Origin of the sequence: Staphylospora marina, assembly GCF_003856495.1 — a bacterium.
GTDB lineage: Bacteria > Bacillota > Bacilli > Thermoactinomycetales > Thermoactinomycetaceae > Staphylospora > Staphylospora marina.
The window spans coordinates 1,416,523-1,439,557 of sequence record NZ_CP034118.1 but is presented as its reverse complement, the minus strand read 5'-3'; the positions used below and the strand labels follow the sequence as shown (position 1 = coordinate 1,439,557).

Genomic DNA, 23,035 nt, shown 5'->3' with positions numbered 1-23,035 from the left:
CGGTATAGCCGAAAACCCGACGGACGGAAAGTGTGAAGACCGAGTTCATCGGTCTTGTTTTGTAATCGGAGAAAGAGGAGGTGAGCGATGGACCATGGTGTTGGAAACGAGCGACATCGTTCTCCTGATCGCCTCCCTCGGAGTCGGAGCCGCCGCGGGGTACTGGATTCGGAAAACGGCGGCTGAGGCGCGCATCGGAAGCGCCGAACAAGCGGCCGCGGAGATCATAGATCAGGCTCGGAAAGAAGCGGAAGCCATCAAGAAGGAAAAGATTTTCGAGGCCAGAGATGAAGCCCACCGCTTGCGGAGTGAGGCGGAAAAAGAAATCAGGGAACAGAGAAACGAGCTGCAGCGAATCGAGCGACGCCTGAACCAAAAGGAAGAGCTTCTGGAGCGGAAACAGCAGGCTCAGGAAACCAAGGAAGATTTGCTGAACCAAAGGGAAAAGGAACTGGAGCTCAAGCAGCAAGAGATCGAAAAGCTATACCAGGAACAGCAAAAGGAAATGGAGCGGCTCTCCGGGCTTACCCAGGAAGAAGCGCGCCAACTCATTCTCACGCGGGTGGAGAATGAGATGAGACATGAAACGGCCCAGATCATCAAGGAAATGGAGCAGCAGGCCATTGAGGAAGGGGACCGTCGGGCGAAGAAGATCCTGTCATTGGCCATCCAGCGTTGTGCTGCCGATCACGTGGCGGAGACCACGGTCTCGGTGGTCAACTTGCCCAATGATGAAATGAAGGGACGGATCATCGGTCGCGAAGGGCGAAACATCCGGACGCTGGAAACGCTGACCGGCATTGACCTGATCATCGACGACACGCCGGAAGCCGTCATTTTGTCCGGATTTGATCCCATCCGACGGGAAATTGCCCGTGTCGCCCTGGAAAAGCTGGTGGCCGACGGGCGGATTCACCCGGCACGCATCGAGGAAATGGTGGAAAAATCCCGCCGGGATGTGGACGAGCGCATTCGGGAATACGGCGAACAAGCCACCTTTGAAACCGGAGTTCACGGTTTGCACCCGGATTTGATCAAAATCATCGGGCGGCTGAAGTTCCGGACCAGCTACGGTCAAAACGTGTTGAAGCATTCGATGGAAGTGGCCCACCTGGCGGGGTTGCTGGCCGCGGAGCTCGGCGAAGACGTTCATTTGGCCAAGCGGGCCGGTCTGCTTCATGACATCGGAAAAGCGATTGACCACGAAATCGAAGGTTCGCACGTGGAGATCGGCGTGGAACTGGCGAAGAAATACCATGAACATCCCGTCGTCATCAACAGCATCGCTTCCCACCACGGCGATTGCGAGGCGACCAGTGTCGTCGCCGTCCTGGTTCGGGCGGCCGATGCGTTGTCCGCGGCGCGTCCCGGTGCCCGGAGGGAAACGCTGGAAGCCTATATCAAACGCTTGGTGAAACTGGAAGAAATCTGCGATTCCTTCGACGGCGTGGAGAAATCCTATGCGATTCAAGCCGGCCGGGAGTGTCGCATCATCGTGAAGCCGGATGAGGTGGACGATGCTGAAGCGGCGCGCCTTGCCCGTGAGATCACCAAGCGGATCGAAAGAGAACTGGATTATCCCGGTCAGATCAAGGTGACGGTCATCCGGGAGACACGATCAGTGGAATACGCGAAATAAAGCGGTTTCCGTCGGTTGAGACGGACTCCCCCCGACCGGCGCTTTTTCCTTCAAAGGATCGGAACAACTGTGAATACCAAACGGGGAAGAAGCGCCCGGCGGGTCTCGGGACATGTGGAACATACTGCTCGCGGCCTTCAAGGGCCGCTTGTTTTTATGGAAAGTTTGGAGGTTAATTTCATGAAAATCCTGATGATCGGGGATGTCGTCGGTGTCATCGGAAGACACGTCGTCCAGGATGAGCTTCCCAGGGTGACGGAAAAATACCGCCCCGATGTGATCATCGCCAACGGAGAAAACTCCGCCGGAAACGGTCGGGGGATCCAAAGATCTGCCGTCAGGGATCTCTTGGAAGCGGGAGTCCGGCTCATCACGCTGGGGAATCACGCCTGGTCCCATCCGGAAGCGGTGGATATGGTCCGCCATGAATCGCATGTGATCCGTCCCGCCAATTTTCCGCCGGGCACTCCGGGAAGAGGATATGCCGTCATCCCGACACCGGCCGGTCCGCTGGCCGTCGTGAACGTCATGGGTCGGGCCCTGATGGAGCCTTTGAGGTGCCCTTTTCGAACGGTGGATGAAATTTTAAAAAAGATCCCTGCCGATTGTCCCGTTCTGGTGGACTTTCATGCGGAAACCACGTCGGAAAAACAGGCGCTTGCCTGGTATCTGGACGGCAGGGTTTCCGCGGTGATCGGCACGCATACTCATGTACAAACCGCGGATGAACGGATCTTGCCGGGGGGGACCGCATATCTGACCGATGTGGGCATGACCGGGGGATATGACGGCGTGATCGGCGTGGACCGGGAAGCCGTCATTCGCCGGTTTCTGACACAGATGCCCGTCCGGTTCACGGTTGCGGGGGGAAGAACCCAGTTCAACGCCGTATTGGTGGACGTGGATGAAAAGACACGCAAAGCCCGTGGACTGAAGCGCATCCGTATCGACGAGGATACCTCCTTTGATGGTTAATGTTGAATGGTTTTCTTTGTAATTTTTTGTGCCTGCCTATTCGAATCAGAAGGAATTTTTATTGGTTGGTCGAATAGGATAAAAGTGGACTCACTCCAACCATCGAGGAGGTACCTTGTACATGGAAGTATTAAAAGTTTCAGCAAAATCGAATCCGAACTCCGTTGCTGGTGCACTCGCCGGGGTCTTGCGGGAACGCGGCCAAGCCGAAATGCAAGCGATTGGCGCGGGGGCGCTGAACCAAGCTGTCAAAGCCGTTGCAATCGCACGAGGATTCGTCGCTCCCAGCGGGATTGACCTCATCTGCATCCCGGCGTTTACCGACATCATGATCGATGGTGAAGAGAGAACGGCAATCAAGTTGATTGTGGAACCGCGTTGACGATGGATACAAGTTTCTCCTTTCCGTTGGTCAATGTTTTCGGGAGGTGCCGGTATGCAGTGGATGGACGGTCATGCGGACGTTCTTCTCAAAATGTGGAAAATGCCGAAGCAACATTCTTTTTACGGCCCTCCTTCCGGGTTGGATGTGACGTACGGGCGGCTTCGTGAGGCCCATGTGGCCCTCCAGGCGTTCGCGGTCTTCGTGCCCCCGACGGTTCCCGCAGCCGGAAGGCTGGCGGCGGCTCTGAAGCAGATCGATCTTTTTCACGAAAAAATCGTCGCCGAAGGAAACAAGGTATTTCCCGTCATGTCGGCGGAGCATGTCAAACAATGCACCCCCGATCGAATCGGTGCCCTTCTGTGTCTGGAAGGAGCGGACGCTCTCCAGGGGGACCTTTCTTTTCTCCGCCTTTTTCACCGGTTGGGAGTGAGACAGGTGGGAATTACCTGGAATCACGCCAACGAAGCGGCGGACGGGATCGAAGAAGCCCGCGGAGGCGGATTGACGAATTTCGGCCGGAACCTGGTGCGTGAACTGAAAAACCTTGGCATGGTGGCGGATGTTTCCCATCTGTCCGTTCGGGGCTTCTGGGAAGTGATCGATGAGCCGGACTTGGCCGTCGTCGCTTCCCATTCCAATTGCAAAAAAATCTGTCCGCACATCAGGAATCTGGATGATGAACAGATTCGTGCGTTGATCGCGAAAGACGGACTCATCGGAATCACTTTTTATCCGCCTTTCGTCAAATCCGAAAGCGAAGTGTTCCTGGACGATGTTCTTCGCCATGTGGAACACGTGCTTGAACTCGACGGGGAAAATCACTTGTGTTTCGGTTCGGACTTTGACGGCATCGAGCAAAAGGTGATCGGGTTGGAACATGCAGGACGGATCGTCGCCCTTCGCGAAGAGCTGCTGAAAAGGTACCCCGAACGGCTTGTGAAAAAGTGGGCCTGGGACAACGCGGAACGGTTTTATGTGAAGAATCTGTCAAAGGACGGTTCCGACAAAAATCGATGAAAAACAGAGATCGTGAACGCAGGAGATGCACCCGGGGGATATTTGGTCCAAAAAAGGGTAAATTCAGATGACAGAGACGTCTGACTGGTTGCTTTTTCATGGTATGACGACTAGAATTAAACATGATGTTGATTCACAAAAGAGTCGATTTTTTTTCGGGCTTTTGTGAAGAAGCGATCTTATTCTCATTTTCATATGTGCCAGTTGTGGGGAGCATTTAAAGGAGATGAGTTCATGAGAAAGCAGCTTTCGTGGAAAGTGGGCGGACAACAGGGGGAAGGGATTGACAGCGCCGGCGAGATTCTGGCCACGGCGCTGAACCGAAAAGGCTATTACCTTTACGGTTACCGTCATTTCTCTTCCCGGATCAAGGGAGGACACTCCAACACCAAGATCCGGATCAGCAACAGCCCGATCCGCTCCATTTCCGACGAGCTGGATATTCTTGTCGCATTCGACCAAGAGTCGATCGACCTCAACGCCCACGAACTGATCGAGGGCGGCGTCATCTTGGCCGATGCCAAGTTCAATCCAACCGTCCCGGATGGAGTTTCCGCACGACTGCTCGCTGTTCCGTTGACCCGCATTGCCGAAGAAGTGGGCATGGCCCAAATGAAAAACATGGTCGCCGTGGGCGCTTCCATTGCCCTTCTCGGCCTTTCCGTCGACGCCTTCCAGGAAGTCATTGAAGAGCGTTTCGCACGTAAGGGCCAAAAGGTCGTGGACAAAAACATGGAAGCGATTGCACGCGGCCTTGAGTTTGTGAAAACCGAAATCGGGGAGATCGAAGATTTCCGCCTGGAGCCTTCGGACGGAAAGAAACGCCTGTACATGATCGGAAACGATGCGGTGGCGCTCGGGGCGCTTGCGGCCGGAGCGCGTTTGATGGCCGCCTACCCCATCACCCCGTCGTCGGAGATCATGGAATATCTCATCAAAAAGCTGCCCGAATTCGGCGGTACCGTGGTTCAAACCGAAGACGAAATCGCCGCCATCACCATGGTGATCGGAGCCAACTACGGCGGTGTCCGCGCCCTGACGGCTTCCGCGGGACCGGGTCTTTCCCTCATGACCGAAGCGATCGGTCTGGCCGGAATGACCGAAACCCCCGCCGTCATCGTCAACACGCAGCGCGGAGGTCCCAGCACGGGTCTGCCGACGAAACAGGAACAGAGCGACCTTCTGGCCATGCTTTACAGCACTCACGGGGAGATCCCGAAAATCGTGATCGCTCCCAGCACGGCCGAAGAATGCTTCTATGACACGATCGAGGCGTTCAACCTGGCCGAAGAGTATCAATGTCCGGTCATCATCATGACGGACCTTGCTCTGGCACTCGGCAAACAGACCGTGGAGCCGCTGGAGTACGACCGGATCCGCATCCGTCGCGGAAAACTGGTTTCCTGGGATGAAGAGTTGCCGGAGCTGGGCGATTCGGAACTGTTCCCGCGTTACGGGTTCACCGAAGACGGTGTTTCCCGCCGTGTGCTTCCCGGCATGAAAAACGGGCTGCATCATGTGACGGGTGTGGAACATGATCAAACGGGACGTCCGTCCGAAAGCCCGGTCAACCGGAAACGGATGATGGACAAGCGATTGAACAAGCTGGCCAGTGCCGATATCGGTTTCCCCACGCCGGTTTTCCTGGATGCTCCGCATGACGATGCCGATGTCCTGATCATCGGGTTCTGCTCGACCGCAGGCACCATCACCGAGGCCAAACAGCGGCTGGAACAAGAAGGCCTGAAAGTGAATCATGCGCACATTCGCCAGTTGCTTCCGTTCCCGACCGACATCGTGGCAGAGCAGATCAAACGGGCCAACAAAGTGCTCGTCGTGGAAAACAACGCAACCGGCCAGCTGACCAATCTGATCCGGATGCATACCCAGATGGGTGACAAGCTGGTTCATTTCGGCAAATATGACGGCAATCCGTTCCTGCCCTCGGAAATTTACAACCAATGTAAGGAGCTGTTGGTCCATGGCCACATTTAAAGATTTCCGCAACAAAGTCAAACCCAACTGGTGCCCGGGTTGCGGGGACTTCTCCGTGTTGGCCGCCATGCAGCGCGCTTTTGCCAATGTCGGTCTCGAACCCCATGAAGTGGCGATTGTATCCGGGATCGGTTGCTCCGGCCGGATTTCCGGATATGTGAATGCGTACGGATTTCACGGAGTGCACGGTCGGGCCTTGCCGATCGCCCAGGGCCTCAAACTGGCGAACCGGGAGTTGACGGTGGTTGCCGCCGGCGGGGACGGAGACGGCTTCGCCATCGGGATGGCTCATACCATCCACGCCATCCGTCGCAATGTGGACATCACTTACATCGTGATGGACAACCAAGTGTACGGTCTGACCAAGGGACAAACGTCTCCCCGGTCCGAAATGGGCTTCAAGACGAAATCCACTCCCCACGGTTCCATCGAGTCTGCCATCCACCCGATGGAAATGGCGCTCACCGTGGGAGCCGGTTTCGTGGCCCAAACGGTTTCCAGCGACCTGAAACAGCTGACCCGCGTGATCGAGGAAGGCATCAAACACAAAGGCTTCTCCTTGATCAATGTGTACAGCCCGTGCGTGACCTACAACAAGATCAACACGTATGACTGGTTCAAGGAAAGGCTGGTCAATCTGGACGAGATGGAAGGGTATGACCCGTCCAACCGCCAGATGGCCATGCAAAAACTGATGGAGCATCATGGTCTGGTTACCGGGATCATCTATCAGAACAAGGAAAGCAAATCCTACGAAGACATGATCAAAGGCTTCCGGGAAGAGCCTCTCGCGAAGCGGGATCTGATGCTCACTCGCGACCAGTTTGAAAACCTGGTGTCCGAATTCGCCTGATGACACCGTCTCATGCAGCCGCTTCCGTCGTCCGGAGGCGGCTTTTTTTCGCCGTGCGGCCTGATGTCCATGGTTGCCTTGGCTTTTCCGAAAATCCTGGTTGAAAAAAGGAGGAACGTCCCGTGAAATGGACGGTGCTCGGATGTCATTCGCCGTTTCCCGGCCCGGGAGGAGCCACTCCGGGATACTTGCTGGAAGCGGACGGAAAAAGAGTCCTGATTGATTGCGGGGGCGGGGTGCTCGGTCAACTGTCCCGCTTCATGCACCCGTACGACCTGGACGCGGTGGTGTTGTCCCATTTGCACCATGATCATATGTCGGACATGTTTGTTCTTCAATATGCGATCATGACGGCGAGGAAGCTGGGCAAGAGAGCAAATCCTCTTCCGGTGTGGGCTCCGGAGCAGCCTGAGGGGTGGCATGTCAAGCTCCGTTACGGGGATCATGTCCGGTTGCATCCGGTCGCGGAGGGGATGGAGGTCCCGTTCGGAGAACGGCTTCGCATCCGGTTTCACCGGACGGATCACTCCGTTCCGTGTTTTGCCATGGTGATCACGGACGGACGACACACCATCCTGTACGGAGCGGATTCCGGTCCGGATACCGATTGGCCCCGAATGGCGGAGGCACCGGATCTGTTTGTATGCGAGGCATCTTTCCTTCATCGGGACTTGCCGAAGGAGCCGGTCGGTCATCTGTCCGCGCGACAGGCGGCGGAGGCGGCGGCCCGAATCCGCGCCGACACCCTGTTGCTGACCCACCTCTTTCCCGAATACCATCCGGATGAGATTCGACGCGAAGCGGCCGAAGTACACCCGCGTTGTCTGGTGGCGGAAACCGGCCTGGTGGTCCTTGCGGGAGAGCCGATGTGAATTCCGTCTTCGGTTGAATCGTATCTTCCAAACCATTAAGATGGGGAAGAACGCGATTCATGCCTGAAGATGCATGGAGGAGGATCATATGCGGGTTTCGTTGTCTCAAAAGTTGAGGAATTTGGATGTGAGTGTGTTTGTCGAATTGTTCGACGCAAAAAACCTGGTGGCGGAAAAAGGGATGTCCATCATCGATCTGAGCGTGGGCAGTCCGGATCTTCCACCTCCGCCCGTGGTCATGCAAACGATTCAAAAGTGGGCGGCAGACCAAACAAAATACGGATACACGATCACCGCTCTTCCCGAATTCAAGCAGGCGGTGGCATCGTTTTATGAAAACAGGTACGGCGTTTCGTTGAATCCGGAACGGGAAGTGCTTCAACTCATGGGATCGCAGGACGGTTTGGCCCATCTGGCCATGACCCTCATCGATCCCGGCGACGTGGTGCTCGTGCCGGATCCCGGGTATCCCATCTTTGAAACCGGCGTCCGATTGGCCGGAGGGACTCCGTACAAGATGCCGCTGTTGGAGGAAAACGGGTTTCTCCCCCGCCTGGAGGAGATTCCTTCGGAAGTGCTGGCCAAGGCGAAATTGATGATCCTCAATTACCCCGGAAATCCGGTGACCGCCATGGCCGGACGGGAGTTTTTTGAGGAAGTGGTTCGTTTTGCGAAAAAACATGAACTGATCGTCGCTCATGATTTCACCTATTCCGAACTGGTGTATGACGGAAGGAAGGCGGTCAGTTTTCTGTCCGTTCCCGGAGCGAAGGAGGTGGGGGTGGAATTCAATTCGTTGTCCAAAACGTTCAACATGGCCGGTTGCCGGATCGGATATGTCACCGGCTATGAAGACGTGTTGGCGGGGCTGGCGCTGTACATGTCCCACACTCATTACGGGATTTTTTATCCCGTGCAGAAAGCGGCGGAAGCGGTGCTCAGAATGCCGGAGGAAACCATTCGGAGCCAGCGTCTGGTGTATGAATCCCGGCGGGATGTTCTGGTGAGCCGGCTGAAGGAAATGGGTTGGGAAGTGAGCGTTCCTCCCGCCACGATGTACGTGTGGACCCGGATTCCGGAAGGTTGGACATCGGAGGCATTCGTGTTCCGGTTGCTGGAAGAGACCGGTGTTGTGCTGACGCCAGGACGGGCGTTCGGCGAGCGCGGGGAAGGATTTGTCCGAATTTCCATGGTTCAGCCTTCGGAGATGCTGTTGGAGGCTGCCATGCGGATCGGCCGGTTTTTGTCCGCGAACCGCCAGTTGAAAGGATCGGTTCGCTGAAGCGGGGTTGGTTTCCGTTCCGGACTCCTTTTCCCGGTCCCCGGCGAGGCTTTTGTCAGACGATGTCTTTATCTCAGAATTCCTTGTCCGCTCAGGGCGGACATTTTTTCTGGTTTGCCGCTGAGGGAATAATGGGATATAATCGAGGGGAACTAATAATGTCGAAAGATCCAACGATTGGGGATTGGAAGGGAGTGTCCGCCATGAGTGGAACCATGCGCGCCTTGGTGAAACATCACGCAGGGGAAGGAGCGGTACTGAAACAAGTTCCCGTTCCTGAAATCGGTCCGAATGAAGTCTTGATTCAGGTGAAAGCCACCAGTATCTGCGGGACGGACGTCCACATTTACACCTGGGACGAGTGGGCGGCCGGTCGGGTTCGCCCGCCTTACGTATTCGGTCACGAATTCAGCGGTGTCGTGGTGGAAGTGGGCGAACATGTCAAGTCGGTGAAGGTGGGGGATCATGTGTCCGCCGAAACGCACATCGTGTGCGGAACGTGTTCCGCCTGCCGCCGCAACGACTATCATGTGTGCCTGAACACCCGCATCATCGGTGTGGACCGCGACGGCTGTTTTACCGAATACGTCGCCTTGCCCGAGGAGAATTTGTGGAAGAATGACAAAAGCCTTCCGTTTGAAATTGCATCCCTGATGGAGCCGATGGGGAACGCCGTCCATACCACGCTGTCCGGAGAAGTCACGGGACGGTCCGTGGCCGTGGTGGGATGCGGTCCGATCGGACTGATGGCCGTGGCGGTGGCCAAGGCAGCCGGCGCATCCCGGGTGATCGCTCTCGACCTGAACGAGTATCGGCTGAATCTGGCCGAAGCGATGGGAGCCACGCACCTGGTTCGGGTGAACAAGGAAGATCCGGTGCAGGCGGTGAAAACGGTTACACGGGGAGACGGGGCGGATGTGGTGTTGGAGATGTCCGGACATCCCGTGGCGATTCGTCAGGCATTCGCCATGGTCACCTACGGCGGTCGCGTTTCCATGTTGGGGCTTCCGACCCGTCCGGTGGAACTGGACATCACCAACGACATCGTGTTCAAGGGCGTCACCATTCACGGAATCACCGGACGCCGGATGTACGAAACCTGGGAGCAGACATCCGGTCTTCTGGAATCGGGCCGGGTGGACCTGAAACCCTTGATCACTCACCGGCTCTCCCTCGAGGACTTTGAGGAAGGATTCGAGCTCATGAAAAGCGGAAACTGCGGAAAAGTGGTCTTTTCGGTATAATCAAAGAGAAATCTGATCGGCAACGAGGTGACCGTGCTTGAAACCGTTTGCTCATCTGGAAAAGGAAATTCAGGAATGGAAAGCGGCCGGGACGTTCCGTCCGCTCACGGAGATCGAGTCCGAGCAGGGCGCCCGGGTCGTGATCCGCGGCAAAGAAGTGGTCCAGCTTTCCTCGAACAACTATCTGGGCCTGACCAATCATCCGCGGCTCAAGAAAGCCGCACTGGAAGCGGTGGAACAATACGGGGCGGGAACCGGTTCCGTCCGTACCATCGCCGGAACGTTCAGCATGCATGAACAGTTTGAAAAACGCTTGGCTCAATTCAAACACACGGAAGCCGCGCTTGTGTTTCAGTCCGGTTTCACGTCGAACGTGGGTGTCGTCGCCTCCATTCTGACGGATGAAGACGTGGTCATCAGCGATGAGCTGAATCACGCCAGCATCATTGACGGCATCCGTCTGACCAAGGCCAAACGCCGCATCTACCGGCACAACGACATGGATGATCTGGAAAAAGCCCTCAAGGAAACACAAGATTCCCGTGTCCGCCTCGTGGTGACCGACGGTGTGTTCAGCATGGACGGTGACATCGCTCCTCTGCCGCAAATCGTGGAGCTGTGCGAAAAATACGATGCCCTCGTCATGGTGGACGATGCACACGCCAGCGGCGTGCTCGGCAAAAACGGCCGGGGCACCGTGGATCATTACGGTTTGCACGGTCGTGTTCACATCCAGGTGGGCACGCTGTCCAAGGCCATCGGGGTACTGGGCGGTTATGTGGCCGGTGCACAAGTGTTGCGTGACTATTTGATTCATCGGGCCCGGCCGTTCCTGTTCAGCACGTCCCATCCGCCGGCCGTGACCGCTGCTTGCAATGCGGCGCTGGACGTGCTTCTGGAAGAGCCGGAATTGATCGATCGCCTGTGGGAAAACACGCGTTTCTTCAAAGAAGGTCTGAACAAGCTCGGTTTTGACACCGCCGGCAGCGAGACGCCCATCACCCCGGTGATCGTGGGAGATGACGCATTGGCGATGAAACTGTCCGATGAGTTGTTCGAACGCGGCGTGTACGCCCAAGGCATCGTGTACCCCACCGTTCCCAAAGGAAAGGCGCGAATCCGCACCATCGTGACCGCATCCCACACCAAAGAAGACCTGCAATTCTGTTTGGATGCGTTTGAACAAGCCGCCAAGAAACTGGGGATTCTGTGATTCCCCGTTATCGGTTGAAAGCCCCCGGTCCAATCTCCGGGGGCGATTTTGTTCGCGACATGCGCGGGGTTCAAGTTTGCCTCAAAACGGCGGGTGTTCGGGGGGATTCACGCTCAGCGGCCCCAGCAACCATTCCATCAGTTGCGTCGGTCCGGGCATGTCGGGATAAAAGACGAGCAGCACCGACAGCAGCCAACCGATGAAGGTGACGGCGACAAACACGATGCGTTCCTTTGTTCTTCTCGCATCGATCTGCGACCAGTCAAACAGGAAAATCAGCAAGACGAACACGGTGATCAGGAACACTTTTCCCAAAACCCTCATTTTCGGCGAATCCTTTCCGTCGGCACTCCGGCCGGTTGTTTGACCATTCCGGTGCGCCGCACATGAACGTCGACGTCCATGTCCAATTCGATGTTCCGGAATTGTTCGGGCCACCGGTTTTTCATTTTTTCCCATTCAGCCGGGAATTTTTGATGAAAGACTTTCCCGAACCCGACCACGTCCGTCCCGTGTTCCTGCAGCACACGAAGAGCGGCTTTCACCCGGTTTTCCACGTCTTTGGAGGCCAGCTCCTCCAATTGCTTCATGGAGGAACGAATCGCGCTCACGTCCGTGAGCGTTCCGTTTTGAATGAGGTCATCATCCGCGCGGATCCGTACGGTCATGATCCACCGGTTTCCTTCGATTCGGGGGATCAGGGTGGTTTCGGATTTGATCACTTCAAGCGAAATCTGGCCCGAACTGTGTTTGAGCGGAATGCTGACCGTGGCAAAGTGAACTTCGTTCCGCAGCCACAGGAGACCGCGGGCTGTTTCCGGATCCAGTTTTGCCACCATCCTGCCCTTGTCAAACAGGGCCATGCCGTGAATGACCGCCATGGTGTCATCCTTTTTTTTCACGATCGGCAACACGGCGGCGCGACTCTCACCGGACAACATCTGGGTCAGTTCATTGAGATCCACGCTCAGATCGCGTCCCTGTTCCGTGTGGGAAAGCAGGAGTTCCGCGGAAGTGTTTTGGATCACCGGTTTGATGGCCAGAATCTCCAACGGATTCCCTTCCGTCACGTACACCTGGCTTCTGGTCCGAAGCTGCGGATATCTGACCAGGAAGTCGATGGAAGGCGCGATTCCCGCGCGGGCCAGATTTTCCCCGAACAACACCACTTCCACGTGCCCCAGAAACAGTTTTCTCCCCACATTGCCCTGCATTTTGGACAGAGCATCCGCCATGGTGGTCCCCGTTCCGGATACCTCCAGGGTTCCCGCTTTGTTTCCTTCACCGGATTCGGCGGATTGCGGAATCACTTGTTGCGCGCTGAGTTCGATCTCTTCGTTTTCCGTATAATCGGCTCCCAGAGCGCGAACGATGGCGATTTCATTCAGCTCTCTCTTGTCCCAGCAGCCCGGGAGCAAGGCAAGCGCAAGCAGGATGGATATTCCTTTGGCGAGCGGCGGTCGGATCTTCTCAACAAACCGGCTCATCTTCGCATCACCACGCTGCCGGACTTTCTTCTTCGCCGGATCCATGCGATCAGAAGCAGGATGAACGGGATGACGATTTGCATCAGATGGCTGTAAAACACCACTTTGGTGGAGAAAAACTGGATGAGATACGGAAAGTCGGTGGTCGTCCAAAATCCGAACGCGATCAGGATGATCGCCCAGGGCAGGGAGAGATGATTGTATTCGGACAGTTTCAGCCACTCGGCCACGCTCAGGATGATCGCGTAATGGTACAGGGCCAGTTTGATGAATATGACAATGACCCAGATGGCCAGTATGAACGAGTCGATTCTCTCCATGAATTGGCCGAGGTGAATGTAACGGAACACTTCAAAATACGGAAACGTGTAGTTGATCGATTGTTCTCCGAAGACAAGCAGCGTGACCAAGTTGATCAGCGAAAGGGTGATCATCGCCCCGGCGATGGCGATCACTCCCCAGCGAAGCGCTTTCTTTTGATCCACCAAACCGGGCAGCAAAAAGGAGATCAGAAAAAAGTCGCTGAACCAGTTCATCTGAACGACCGCCCCCCTCAGAGAAGGAAGGATTCCGTGGTCGAAGATCGGAAAGATGTTTTCAGGCTGCCAGTCCTGGATGGTGAACGAGAGGGTGAGCAGCCAGATGACGATCGTGGGAACGAACAGGAATTGAGTGCAGCGCGCAAAGCTTTCCAGTCCTCCGCGAATGGAAACGGCACTGAGCAATGCGATGCTTCCCATCACCACCACGATGGGAGTGTCGCGCAAGAACACGCTTTTGACCAACTCCCCGTATTCCCGGAGCACGAAAGAGTTGGCATGGGTGTAGGTGGTGAAATACAAAAAGCCGATGATGCTCCCCGCAATCGTCCCGATGATTTTCCGGCTGTATCCGATGATGTTGTCCCTGGGATACAGCCGGTTCAAACCGACGGCGAGAAACAAAGCCAAAAAGCCGCTTGCGGAGGCCCAAATGGGCGAAATCCAAAAGTCGCGCCCCGCAAACTGCCCGGTAATGCCGGGCAGGCTGATCGAGCCGGTGGCTATCGTGGAAGCATACATGATCAAAGCCATTTGCCCGGAGGTGATGCGACCTTTTTCGATCACGTGGTTTCACCTCGTTCAGACGGAACATCCAGTCCTTGGTCGGGACCCGGACGTTGACCGTAACCTTGTCTTCTGGGATTGGGCGTTTCCAGCATGCCCGGACGGTAATTCTTTTTCCAGATCGGCACGCGTGCCAGCACGTCTTTCATGGCCGTGCCATGGAACGGTGCCATCGGGGAGAGATACGGAACCCCGAACGAACGCAGCGTGCTCATGTGAATCACGATGGCGATCAGACCGAGCACCAATCCCGCGATTCCCAGCGTCCCTCCCAGAATGATCATGGGAAAGCGCAGAAGCCTGAAGGACAAGCCCGCATAGTATCTGGGGATGGTGAATGAAGCGATTGCCGTCGCCGCCACCACGATCACCACCGGTGCGGAAACCAGGCCCGCCGAGACGGCCGCTTCCCCGATCACCAAGGCGCCGACAATGGAGATGGCCGGACCGACGATTTTCGGAAGGCGAAGGCCGGCTTCACGGAGAGCTTCAAATGCCGTCTCCATCAGCAAAGCCTCCACCAGCGTGGGGAGAGGAATGCGCTCCCTCGCTCCCGCGAACGTGATCAATTGGTCCGTCGGGATGGCTTCGGGATGGAACGTGATCGTCGCCACATAGAATGAAGGAAATGTCAGGGAAAGAAAGTACAGAAAAAAACGGAGCCAGCGAAACGCCGTGGCGGCCATGTGCCGGTTGTAATAATCTTCCGATGCCTGCATCAGGGTCGGAAAGGTGAGCGGCACCACCAGGACGCCCGGTGATCCTTCCATCAGGATGGCCACTCTGCCCTCCATCAGAGAGCCCGCGACGATGTCCACTCGCTCCGTCTGTTGAATTTGCGGGAAGGGAGAATAAGGATTGTCTTCAATCAGCTCTTCGATGTTCCCGCTGTCCAGGATTCCGTCGATGTCAATCCGTTTCAATCGCCTGCGCACCTCGGCGAGCACGTCGGCATCGGTCACTCCCTTGATCCAGGCGATCACGACCGGAGTTTGCGAGTAGCGCCCGATTTTCATCATCTCCAGTCTGAGAAACGGGGAGCGGATGCGGGAACGCAACAGGTTCACGTTGGTGTTCAGCGATTCGTTGAATCCGTCTTTGGGGCCGCGGATGGACGGCTCCGCATCGGGTTCCGCGATGCCCCTCGATTTGAGGACGGCCACGCCGATGCCGATGCCGCGGCACATGTCGTCCATCAACAACACGGCGTTCCCGCGTCCCAATTGTTCCACGCAATCCGACAGTTTCTCCAGTTTCTCCGTGTACGCCACGGGAAGGAGGATTTCGATGATCTCCTCAATGTCCGGAGCGACGGACGGTTTGTTCATCAACGGGCGCAGGACATGTTCGTTCAAAGCCTCGGAGTTGCTCATGCTTTTGAAGTACATCACCACGGCGGGGCGTGTTCCGCCCAGGAGAAAACGCCGGACAATGAAGTCGTAGGAACCGTCATAAAGGGCTTCGAGCAACCGGGTGTTTTCTTCCAGTTCTTCGGACAGAGGAATTTCCAGGTTTTTCGGATGACTGATGGATGTACGTGTTTGACCGTTCTTTTCTTCGGTTTTTGATTTGGAATCTTTTTTTCGGGACCAGCGGGGAGGCATGGCGAATCCCCCTTTCGTCAATTCATGCACGTCTTCTGGATGGATATTGTTTGCAAATAAAAGTCTGTCCATGCAACGATAAAATCCGGACAGAGCCGATGCCCCCGTTCGACGGAAGCACCGTGATTCATGCCCGTTTACTTGGATGTCAGGATTGCCCGTTCATCTGATTTGACGTGCAGGATCCCTTTGCGTGGATTCAATCCGGGGAGGTTGAGTGTTCCTTTGTTGCATTCATTCAAACAAGTTTGTATTGCAAACAAACCTTTCCGCGATCTGTCGAACCGCTGTTTTCAGGTTTGAAAGCTTCATCCGACGATCAAGGAATCCCGGACATCGGAATGCCGGCCGTGGGGTGAGGCCCGGCATTGATTGATCGTTTCATGAAAAACGGGTATAATATCTAAGTTACAAACAACTGCTTTGCCGAAAGTACGGAAAGGTTTCGAACCGTTCCTTCCGAATAAAAACATCCATCAAATACGGAAAGGGTGAATGGGATGGGACAAGAGAAAGATTACAGCCGTTACTTTGTGGCCCCGGATCTGAAAGCCGCCAAAAAGCGCAGCAAAGACGGGGTCCGGGTCATTCGGTTTGAAGACATTCCCGAACCCATGCGGGATGCGGGCAGAGGGAAAAAATATCTGATTGTCACCTACGGTTGTCAGATGAACGTCCATGACAGTGAAACGATGGCCGGGATTTTGGAACAAATGGGATATGAGCCGGCCGCGGGCGAAGAAGATGCGGACGTGATTCTTCTCAATACGTGTGCCATCCGCGAAAATGCCGAGGACAAGGTGTTCGGCGAGCTGGGTCGTTTGAAGCAGAGGAAGCTGGAAAAACCCGGATTGATCCTCGGGGTATGCGGGTGCATGTCCCAGGAGGAAGTGGTGGTCAACCGCATTCTCCGGAGCTATCCATACGTGGATTTGATTTTTGGCACCCACAACATCCACCGGCTCCCCCATCTGCTGATGAATGCCCTGTTCTCCAAGGAGATGGTGGTCGAAGTCTGGTCCAAAGAAGGAGATGTGGTGGAGAACCTGCCGAAAGTCCGACGGGACGGCCTCAAGGCATGGGTCAACATCATGTACGGTTGCGACAAGTTCTGTACGTACTGCATTGTTCCGTACACCCGCGGAAAGGAACGCAGTCGTCGTCCGGAAGACGTGCTTGCGGAGATCCGCGATTTGGCCCGCAAGGGATACAAGGAAATCACGCTGTTGGGTCAAAACGTGAACGCGTACGGCAAAGATTTCACGGATCGTGATTACACGTTTGCCGATCTGATGGATGATGTCCGCAAAATCGGCATTCCGCGGGTCCGTTTCACCACCAGCCATCCGAGGGATTTCGACGACCGTCTGATCGAAGTCCTCGCCAAACGAGGCAACCTGGTGGAGCACATTCATCTGCCGGTGCAGTCGGGCAACTCGCAGATCCTGAAACTGATGGCGCGGAAATACACCAGGGAACATTATCTGGAACTGGTGCGAAAAATCAAGGAAGCCATTCCGGACGTGGTGCTCACCACGGACATCATTGTCGGATTCCCCGGTGAAACCGAGGAGCAGTTTGAAGACACCCTGTCCCTCGTGCGCGAGGTGGAGTTTGACTCCGCGTTTACGTTCATCTATTCTCCGCGGGAGGGAACGCCGGCCGCGAAGATGCAGGATGACGTTCCGATGGAAGTGAAAAAAGAACGTCTTGACCGCCTGAACCGTCTGTTGGCCGAAATCGGCCGCCGCAAGAACGAAGCTCTTCGCGGGCAGGTGGTCGAAGTGCTGGTCGAAGGGGAAAGCAAGAAGGATCCGAACGTCTTGTCGGGCAGAACCCGGACCAACAAACTGGTTCATTTCCGCGGGCCGAAACACCTGATCGGTCAATTTGTGAAAATCCGGATTGACGATCCGCAAACATGGACCTTGCGGGGAACGCTGGTGGGTGAAGCGTCCGCGACGGGAGCGGGTGCCTGACATGGATTCCATCGTCCAGGATCACCCCGTGCTGGAGAAAGCGAGGCGCCTCGCGCGCAATTTGCAAAACAGCCAGGAGATCTCGAGGTTTCGGATCGCCGAACGCCAAGTGAACGAAAGCCCGACCGTGCAGGAAACCATCCGTGAGATCAAACGGAAACAAAAAGAGTTGGTTCATGCGAATCATTACGGAAAAACGGAATATGCCCGCATGCTCCGTGGTGAGCTGGACCGCCTGAATCAAAAACTGGATGATCTTCCGATCGTGCGGGAATACAGACAGGCGCAGGTCGAAGTGAATGATCTCCTGCAGACGATTCAGAGGGTCATTGCGGATACCGTCGCCAAGACCGTCCGCGTGGAAACCGGAGGGGATTCGCCCGGGGGATGCGGGAGCGGAGGATCTTGCGGATGCGGCAATCGTTCCTGATCGACGGCCGAACCGACGACGACAAAAAACCGGGGGAAGTCCCCCGGTTTTCTTCATGCCAAAAAAACCGAAAAGTTTTTTTCGCAGGTTTTTTTGCACTCTAGACACATGCCCTGCATACATATGTCAGTGAACGACGAATGGAGGAGGGAAGCATGTTGTCGTACGCAGACAGAGCCGTCGAATATCGCCAGATCATCACCCGCGCCGTATGCGGCAAAGGACGCAAATTTTCCCAAACGACTCACACGATCAAACCGGCGGAAGACATTCACACCATTCTCGGTGCCTGGGTGATCAATCACCGGTACGAATGCGGCAAAATCGGGGAAGCGGTCGAAGTTCGGGGCAGCTATGACGTGAACATCTGGTATGCCACCAAAGGCAACACCAAGACGGACGTGGTCAAGGAGACGGTTCATTATACCGAACAAATACCTCTTCATTACTATGATCGGAATACCCGGGAGTCGTCCGTGTTGGTCAGTGCGGCCGTGACCCAGGCGCCCAATTGCGTCGAAGCGTCCATCGCCTCGAAAGATGACGGGGTTTTGGTCCGCGTGGAAAAAGAGTTCGTCGTGGAAATGGTCGGGGAAACCAAGATTTGCGTTCCCGTGTATCCGCTTGAGTATGCCGAAAATGATGATAAGGAACTGATCAGCGAATACTCCGACGAATACGGTTCCGAATCTTTTGATGAGCTGGACCCGAATCTGGAGATTGACGATCTGGAAGACTGAACGGGCGGCGGAACATGCGTTGCCCGCTTTCCGTGACATTTTATGCACGAACGGGAAACAGGCACCCGCGGCGGATGCCTGTTTTTTGTCGGTTCACAAAACTTGGCTTTTGTCGCCCGTATTGTCCCGGCGAGCACCTCCGCCTCTCTTTGGGGCGGTGTTTTTTTCGGCTCAGGGATCATGGCAGGCGGGAGCGACCGGACCGGCCGATCCCGTGAAGACGCAGGCGTCGCTGATCCATGTGCCGTTGGAAAGTGTTTGTTCCAAAGGTTGGAGGTCCTGAATCTGACGGTATGGCCCGGATCACCGCTTCCTCCAAAGAAGCCGTTTTTGCTTCGGCGCGAGGCGAAATGCCGGCGCCGAACGGGAACACGGAAGCGAACACGAGGCAGAGCATCAGGATCAAGGACAGGCGTGTGATGGATCCTTCGCGAATTCATCCCTCTGAATTTTCTTTTGATGAACAGTGCCGATTTTCGCACCGGGGGCACGGAAGCTTGAGTCAAGCGAAGACGGTCGCGGCTAACCAATCGGATGCTTTTGACATAACATGTGCATCATGCCTCTTTCCGCAGAGTGGTCAAAGAAAGGGGAAGCACGATATGGGCGCCGTCCGTGTTGCCGACACCGTGTCACTGGAAAATGAAGATTCGATCCGGAAGCATCTTGTGGGGGAAGACGGGAGAATGGCGTCCGGAATTTTGTTGGATCTTCCGGAGAGTCTCGGATTGTCACCGTCCGTTCTCTCGCTCAACGATGAGAAAGCCGTGAAACGGTCGAGGGATTCAACCGTCAGACATGCCGTGCTCAAGTTGCACGGAATTTCGGTCGGCGAGACTCTCACGCCGGTGAAGGAATATGTTCTCGCCGTGTTTCAGACCAAAGTGGTTGCCGTGTGGCGCACCCGCGGTCACCCGGTTTGGAACGCTTCCGCCCGGAAAAAACAAACATACGTGCGGGCGGACGTGACGGAATCGTCAAAGGAAATGAGGAAAGCGCAGGCACTGGCGATCCGCGCCGTCTACGCCCTGGGGCTGGATTACGGGCTTGTGCGCCTGCGCATCGGAACGGGCAGAAGAATGGGAATCGTGAACGTGCAACCGGCCCCCATCCTGAACAAGGACATGGAAAAAGGTTTTGTTCAAGCGATTCAGAGTTATTATCAGCAGTGCATCCAACCGAAACCGTCCGTGGACCGGATCGTGCTCGGAGCGGATCCGGAATTCGTGATGAAGACGCCCGACGGAAATTTGGTGATTGCGTCCCGGTACGTTCCGATCCGCGGAAAAGTCGGCTGCGATGCCATCTGGATCGGACAGAACCGTAACCAGAAGCCGTTGTTCGAATTGAGGCCGGAACCGACCCCCGACCCGAAGACTCTGGTGGTGCGCATGTATCAGGCGCTTCTGTACTGTGCCAAAAAAACGAGGCACGTGCAGTGCAAATGGCTTGCGGGAAGCCTTCCCCATCCCGGATTTCCCATCGGTGGTCACATTCATTTCAGCGGCATCCTTCCCGATTTCAAATTGTTGCGGGCGCTGGACAATTACCTCACCCTTCCCCTGACGCTCGCCGAAGACGCGAAGGGGATCAAGAGACGTCCCAAATACGGGTTTCTCGGTGACTTCCGGTATCAGGAGCATGGAGGATTCGAGTACCGGACTCCGCCCAGTTGGCTGGTTTCGCCCACCCTCACCAAGGGGGTGCTGGCCGCGGCAAAGGTGATTGCCGTCAATTACCGGAGTCTCCGCCATGACCCGTTTGCGCAGCTGAAGATGCAGGAGGCGTATTACAGCGGGAACAAGAAAGAGCTTGCCGCCTGGCTGGAGCCGATCTGGGAGGATCTTCGCCAAACGGAAGAATACCGGTTGTATGCCAGGTATCTGGATGACTTTTTCCGGTATCTGGCGTCGGGAAAGGTGTGGGATGAAACCAGGGATTTCCGGAAATCCTGGCGGATTCCGCCTTACCATTTGAAAAACAGGGGAAGATGATGGGCGTGTCCGCCGATCGGTTTCTCTGATACAATAGAACAATGAAACCGAAGTCGGAGGGTGTGAGCTGTGGGACAATACACGCCGATGATTCAGCAATATTTGTCCATCAAGGCACAGTATCCGGATGCCTTTTTGTTTTTCAGGCTCGGTGATTTCTACGAAATGTTTGTGCGCCCGTAAGGGCTTCCGATGAATCTGCCCTGGCAAGGCAGCAGGCCCAGGACGCGAACACACGGCCTGTCGTCAACCGGCTGATCCGGAGGGGAAACCCGATGGGGAGTGCAGCATGCCGGTAAAGTCACAAGTCACCGGGCTGCCACGGTGCGACTGAGTGGCGAGACGAAACCGTTGCAGATGAGGATGAAGGCTACACTGCTTGAAGGACAGCCCGAGAGGTCACATCGTAGACGATGGTGAAAGGCAGCTGACACACCATCCGGCCGACGGAGATCCGCATAAAAACATGGCGGCATCTCAGAGCGTCCCGCGGCCGCTCGCGCCCGGTAAGGGATGAAAGGGCGAACGTCCCATCCGACACTGCAACATGCCCGTCATCGGATGCCTAAACGGGGATCACCTAAGTCGGAACGCCGGAGATGAACCGGCTATGGCACGTCCGGTGCCTGAATATCCGATATGGTGACGGAGCCCCCGTAGTAGTCCGGGGCAGGGAAAGCCTGCCACATGGCGAAGGGGGGCAGCTTGCCTCGTTTGATCCGGAATTGGGAAGGAGCGAGAGGCTCTGTGAGAAATCCCAAGGCGGTATTGAACAGTCTGGCACGGAAAGCGAAGGATGACAGGTACAAGTTCCGGAGACTGTACAGAAACTTCTACAACGAGGAGTTTTTTTGGCTGGCCCTGAACCGTCTGTCTGCCCGAAAGGGCGTGGTCGACCGGACGGCGGGGGAACGGGGCATGGACGGAACCTGTGCCGGAAAGATCCGAACCATCATCGAAAAGTTGAAAGACCAAACGTATCAACCCGTGAAGGTCTGCGCGACGAAAGTCGGAACGAAACACCCGCCGCGATCACCCGCCATTGATGATTTGCTGGTTCAGGAAGTCTGCCGGATGATTCTCGAAGCCATTTTTGAGGGAAGCTTCTCGGATGAATCGCACGGATTCAGACCCGGAAGGAGCTGCCACACCGCTCTCATGCACATCCGGGAACGTTTCACGGGAGTTCGATGGTTCATTCAGGGAAATCTCGGTGGGGTCTTTGAAAACATCGATCACCAAAAACTGGTGGAAATCCTCAAAAAGAGAATCGAGGACGAGAGGTTCGTCAACCTGATCCGGAAGTTCCTGCGTGCCGGGTATTTGAAAGACTGGAGATATCACGGCACGTACAGCGGAACACCGCAAGGAGGGATCATCGGTCCCGTCCTGACGAACATCTTTCTCGACCGGTTGGACAAGCATGTGGCGGACATCCGGGAACGTTTCGAAGGATCCGGATTTCAGCCGAATCCGACCGGAGCGGGTCCGACGGACGGGGGCAACAAACGTCTCCGCCATGTGCGATACGCCGACCGCTTCCTGATCGGAATCATCGGGAGCAAAGCGGATGCGAGGCGGATCCGGGAGGAGATCGCCGCTTTTGCACGGGAACGTCTGAATGTTTCCCTGCCGGAAGAGAATCTCCTCATCACCCACTCGTCCGAACCGGTCCGATTTCTCGCCCATGACATTGTCATCCCGAGACCCGACGTTGTCCCCGGAGGAACGAGCGGAACCGGGGCGCGGCTTGACAACATGAGATGCAGGCTCTGCGTGCCGAAGGAAACATGGATGAACAGGCTTTTGCAATTGAAGGTTCTGAAGATCGATGAAAAGGGTCGATGGCGCGCCATGCATCTTCCCCGTCTCGCCCGTTTGGAGGACGTCGAGATTCTGAACGTTTACAATGCGGAAATCGAGGGTTTGTACAATTACTACAGGCTGGCCGATAACGTGAATGTCCTGAGAAAGTTCTTTTACATCATGAAGTACAGCATGTACAAGACATTCGCAGGCAAGTACAAAACCTCGGTGTCCAGGATTCTCGGGAGGTACCTGAGGGACGGGCGGTTCACGGTGGAGTACCGGACGAAAAGCGGAATGAAACGTGCCGTGCTTTATGATCGGGGATTCAAACGGGACACACGGGTTCTGCCGGAAGAAGCGGACTTGCTGCCCGGCGGATTTTCGCACAAACGAATGCCCGGAACCTGACGT

The 23,035-nt window shown here is 55.8% G+C and carries 19 protein-coding genes and 1 pseudogene; 16 read left to right on the top strand and 4 right to left on the bottom strand.

What is annotated here, in order from left to right; translation table 11 throughout:
• The first annotated feature begins 94 nt into the window (after positions 1 to 94).
• From rny to EG886_RS07155, 10 genes are all read left to right on the top strand, one after another.
• Positions 95 to 1,639, top strand: coding sequence for a ribonuclease Y (gene rny, locus EG886_RS07200; RefSeq protein ID WP_124727500.1), 1,545 nt, complete (start codon positions 95 to 97; stop codon positions 1,637 to 1,639).
• A 180-nt stretch (positions 1,640 to 1,819) separates the two neighbouring features.
• Complete coding sequence (locus EG886_RS07195; RefSeq protein WP_124727499.1) at positions 1,820 to 2,614, top strand: TIGR00282 family metallophosphoesterase; 795 nt, start codon at positions 1,820 to 1,822, stop codon at positions 2,612 to 2,614.
• Between the two features lie 121 nt (positions 2,615 to 2,735).
• Positions 2,736 to 2,996, top strand: a complete 261-nt coding sequence (locus tag EG886_RS07190) for a stage V sporulation protein S (RefSeq protein ID WP_037996879.1) — start codon at positions 2,736 to 2,738, stop codon at positions 2,994 to 2,996.
• Positions 2,997 to 3,050: 54 nt separating this feature from the next.
• The gene (locus tag EG886_RS07185; RefSeq protein WP_124727498.1) at positions 3,051 to 4,016 is read left to right on the top strand and encodes a dipeptidase; all 966 of its coding nucleotides are present in this window, start codon (positions 3,051 to 3,053) and stop codon (positions 4,014 to 4,016) included.
• A 234-nt stretch (positions 4,017 to 4,250) separates the two neighbouring features.
• A complete protein-coding gene (locus tag EG886_RS07180; RefSeq protein WP_124727497.1) occupies positions 4,251 to 6,011 on the top strand; it encodes a 2-oxoacid:acceptor oxidoreductase subunit alpha in 1,761 nt (586 codons plus the stop codon).
• A complete protein-coding gene (locus EG886_RS07175) occupies positions 5,998 to 6,864 on the top strand; it encodes a 2-oxoacid:ferredoxin oxidoreductase subunit beta (protein ID WP_124727496.1) in 867 nt (288 codons plus the stop codon). The genes EG886_RS07180 and EG886_RS07175 overlap by 14 nt, the downstream gene beginning before the upstream one ends.
• A 122-nt stretch (positions 6,865 to 6,986) precedes the next feature.
• Positions 6,987 to 7,736, top strand: coding sequence for an MBL fold metallo-hydrolase (locus tag EG886_RS07170; RefSeq protein ID WP_124727495.1), 750 nt, complete (start codon positions 6,987 to 6,989; stop codon positions 7,734 to 7,736).
• 88 nt (positions 7,737 to 7,824) lie between these two features.
• Positions 7,825 to 9,018 carry an aminotransferase class I/II-fold pyridoxal phosphate-dependent enzyme gene (locus EG886_RS07165; protein ID WP_124727494.1) on the top strand — a complete coding sequence of 398 codons (1,194 nt, stop codon included), beginning with the start codon at positions 7,825 to 7,827 and terminating at the stop codon, positions 9,016 to 9,018.
• Positions 9,019 to 9,221: 203 nt separating this feature from the next.
• Complete coding sequence (tdh, locus tag EG886_RS07160) at positions 9,222 to 10,262, top strand: L-threonine 3-dehydrogenase (RefSeq protein ID WP_124727493.1); 1,041 nt, start codon at positions 9,222 to 9,224, stop codon at positions 10,260 to 10,262.
• 37 nt (positions 10,263 to 10,299) lie between these two features.
• Positions 10,300 to 11,475, top strand: a complete 1,176-nt coding sequence (locus EG886_RS07155) for a glycine C-acetyltransferase (RefSeq protein WP_124727492.1) — start codon at positions 10,300 to 10,302, stop codon at positions 11,473 to 11,475.
• 81 nt (positions 11,476 to 11,556) lie between these two features.
• Here the strand turns inward: EG886_RS07155 and EG886_RS07150 are convergent, their stop codons facing one another.
• From EG886_RS07150 to EG886_RS07135, 4 genes are read right to left on the bottom strand one after another with little or no spacing between them, the layout of a single operon-like run.
• Positions 11,557 to 11,799 carry a hypothetical protein gene (locus EG886_RS07150; protein ID WP_124727491.1) on the bottom strand — a complete coding sequence of 81 codons (243 nt, stop codon included), beginning with the start codon at positions 11,797 to 11,799 and terminating at the stop codon, positions 11,557 to 11,559.
• Complete coding sequence (locus tag EG886_RS07145; RefSeq protein ID WP_164491718.1) at positions 11,796 to 12,962, bottom strand: Ger(x)C family spore germination protein; 1,167 nt, start codon at positions 12,960 to 12,962, stop codon at positions 11,796 to 11,798. Before EG886_RS07145 ends, EG886_RS07150 begins: the two co-directional genes overlap by 4 nt.
• Positions 12,959 to 14,068, bottom strand: a complete 1,110-nt coding sequence (locus tag EG886_RS07140) for a GerAB/ArcD/ProY family transporter (protein ID WP_124727489.1) — start codon at positions 14,066 to 14,068, stop codon at positions 12,959 to 12,961. The genes EG886_RS07145 and EG886_RS07140 overlap by 4 nt, the downstream gene beginning before the upstream one ends.
• Entirely contained in the window at positions 14,065 to 15,672 is a 1,608-nt protein-coding gene (locus EG886_RS07135) for a spore germination protein (protein WP_124727488.1), read from the bottom strand. The genes EG886_RS07140 and EG886_RS07135 overlap by 4 nt, the downstream gene beginning before the upstream one ends.
• Positions 15,673 to 16,172: 500 nt before the next feature.
• Between EG886_RS07135 and miaB the strand changes: the two genes are divergently transcribed.
• The 6 genes and pseudogenes from miaB to EG886_RS07105 all read left to right on the top strand — a co-directional run bounded on the left by miaB (position 16,173) and on the right by EG886_RS07105 (position 23,032).
• Positions 16,173 to 17,651 carry a tRNA (N6-isopentenyl adenosine(37)-C2)-methylthiotransferase MiaB gene (gene miaB, locus EG886_RS07130; RefSeq protein WP_124727487.1) on the top strand — a complete coding sequence of 493 codons (1,479 nt, stop codon included), beginning with the start codon at positions 16,173 to 16,175 and terminating at the stop codon, positions 17,649 to 17,651.
• A 1-nt stretch (position 17,652) separates the two neighbouring features.
• A complete protein-coding gene (locus tag EG886_RS07125) occupies positions 17,653 to 18,081 on the top strand; it encodes a YlbF/YmcA family competence regulator (RefSeq protein WP_124727486.1) in 429 nt (142 codons plus the stop codon).
• Between the two features lie 155 nt (positions 18,082 to 18,236).
• Entirely contained in the window at positions 18,237 to 18,821 is a 585-nt protein-coding gene (gene cotE, locus EG886_RS07120) for an outer spore coat protein CotE (protein ID WP_124727485.1), read from the top strand.
• A gap of 602 nt (positions 18,822 to 19,423) precedes the next feature.
• The gene (locus tag EG886_RS07115; protein ID WP_164491717.1) at positions 19,424 to 20,815 is read left to right on the top strand and encodes a putative amidoligase domain-containing protein; all 1,392 of its coding nucleotides are present in this window, start codon (positions 19,424 to 19,426) and stop codon (positions 20,813 to 20,815) included.
• Positions 20,816 to 20,884: 69 nt separating this feature from the next.
• A pseudogene (locus EG886_RS14105) lies at positions 20,885 to 20,986 on the top strand (MutS N-terminal domain-containing protein); the annotation flags it as partial.
• Between the two features lie 576 nt (positions 20,987 to 21,562).
• On the top strand, positions 21,563 to 23,032 hold the full coding sequence (locus EG886_RS07105) for a reverse transcriptase/maturase family protein (protein ID WP_164491716.1): 1,470 nt from the start codon (positions 21,563 to 21,565) through the stop codon (positions 23,030 to 23,032).
• The last annotated feature ends 3 nt before the right edge of the window (positions 23,033 to 23,035 follow it).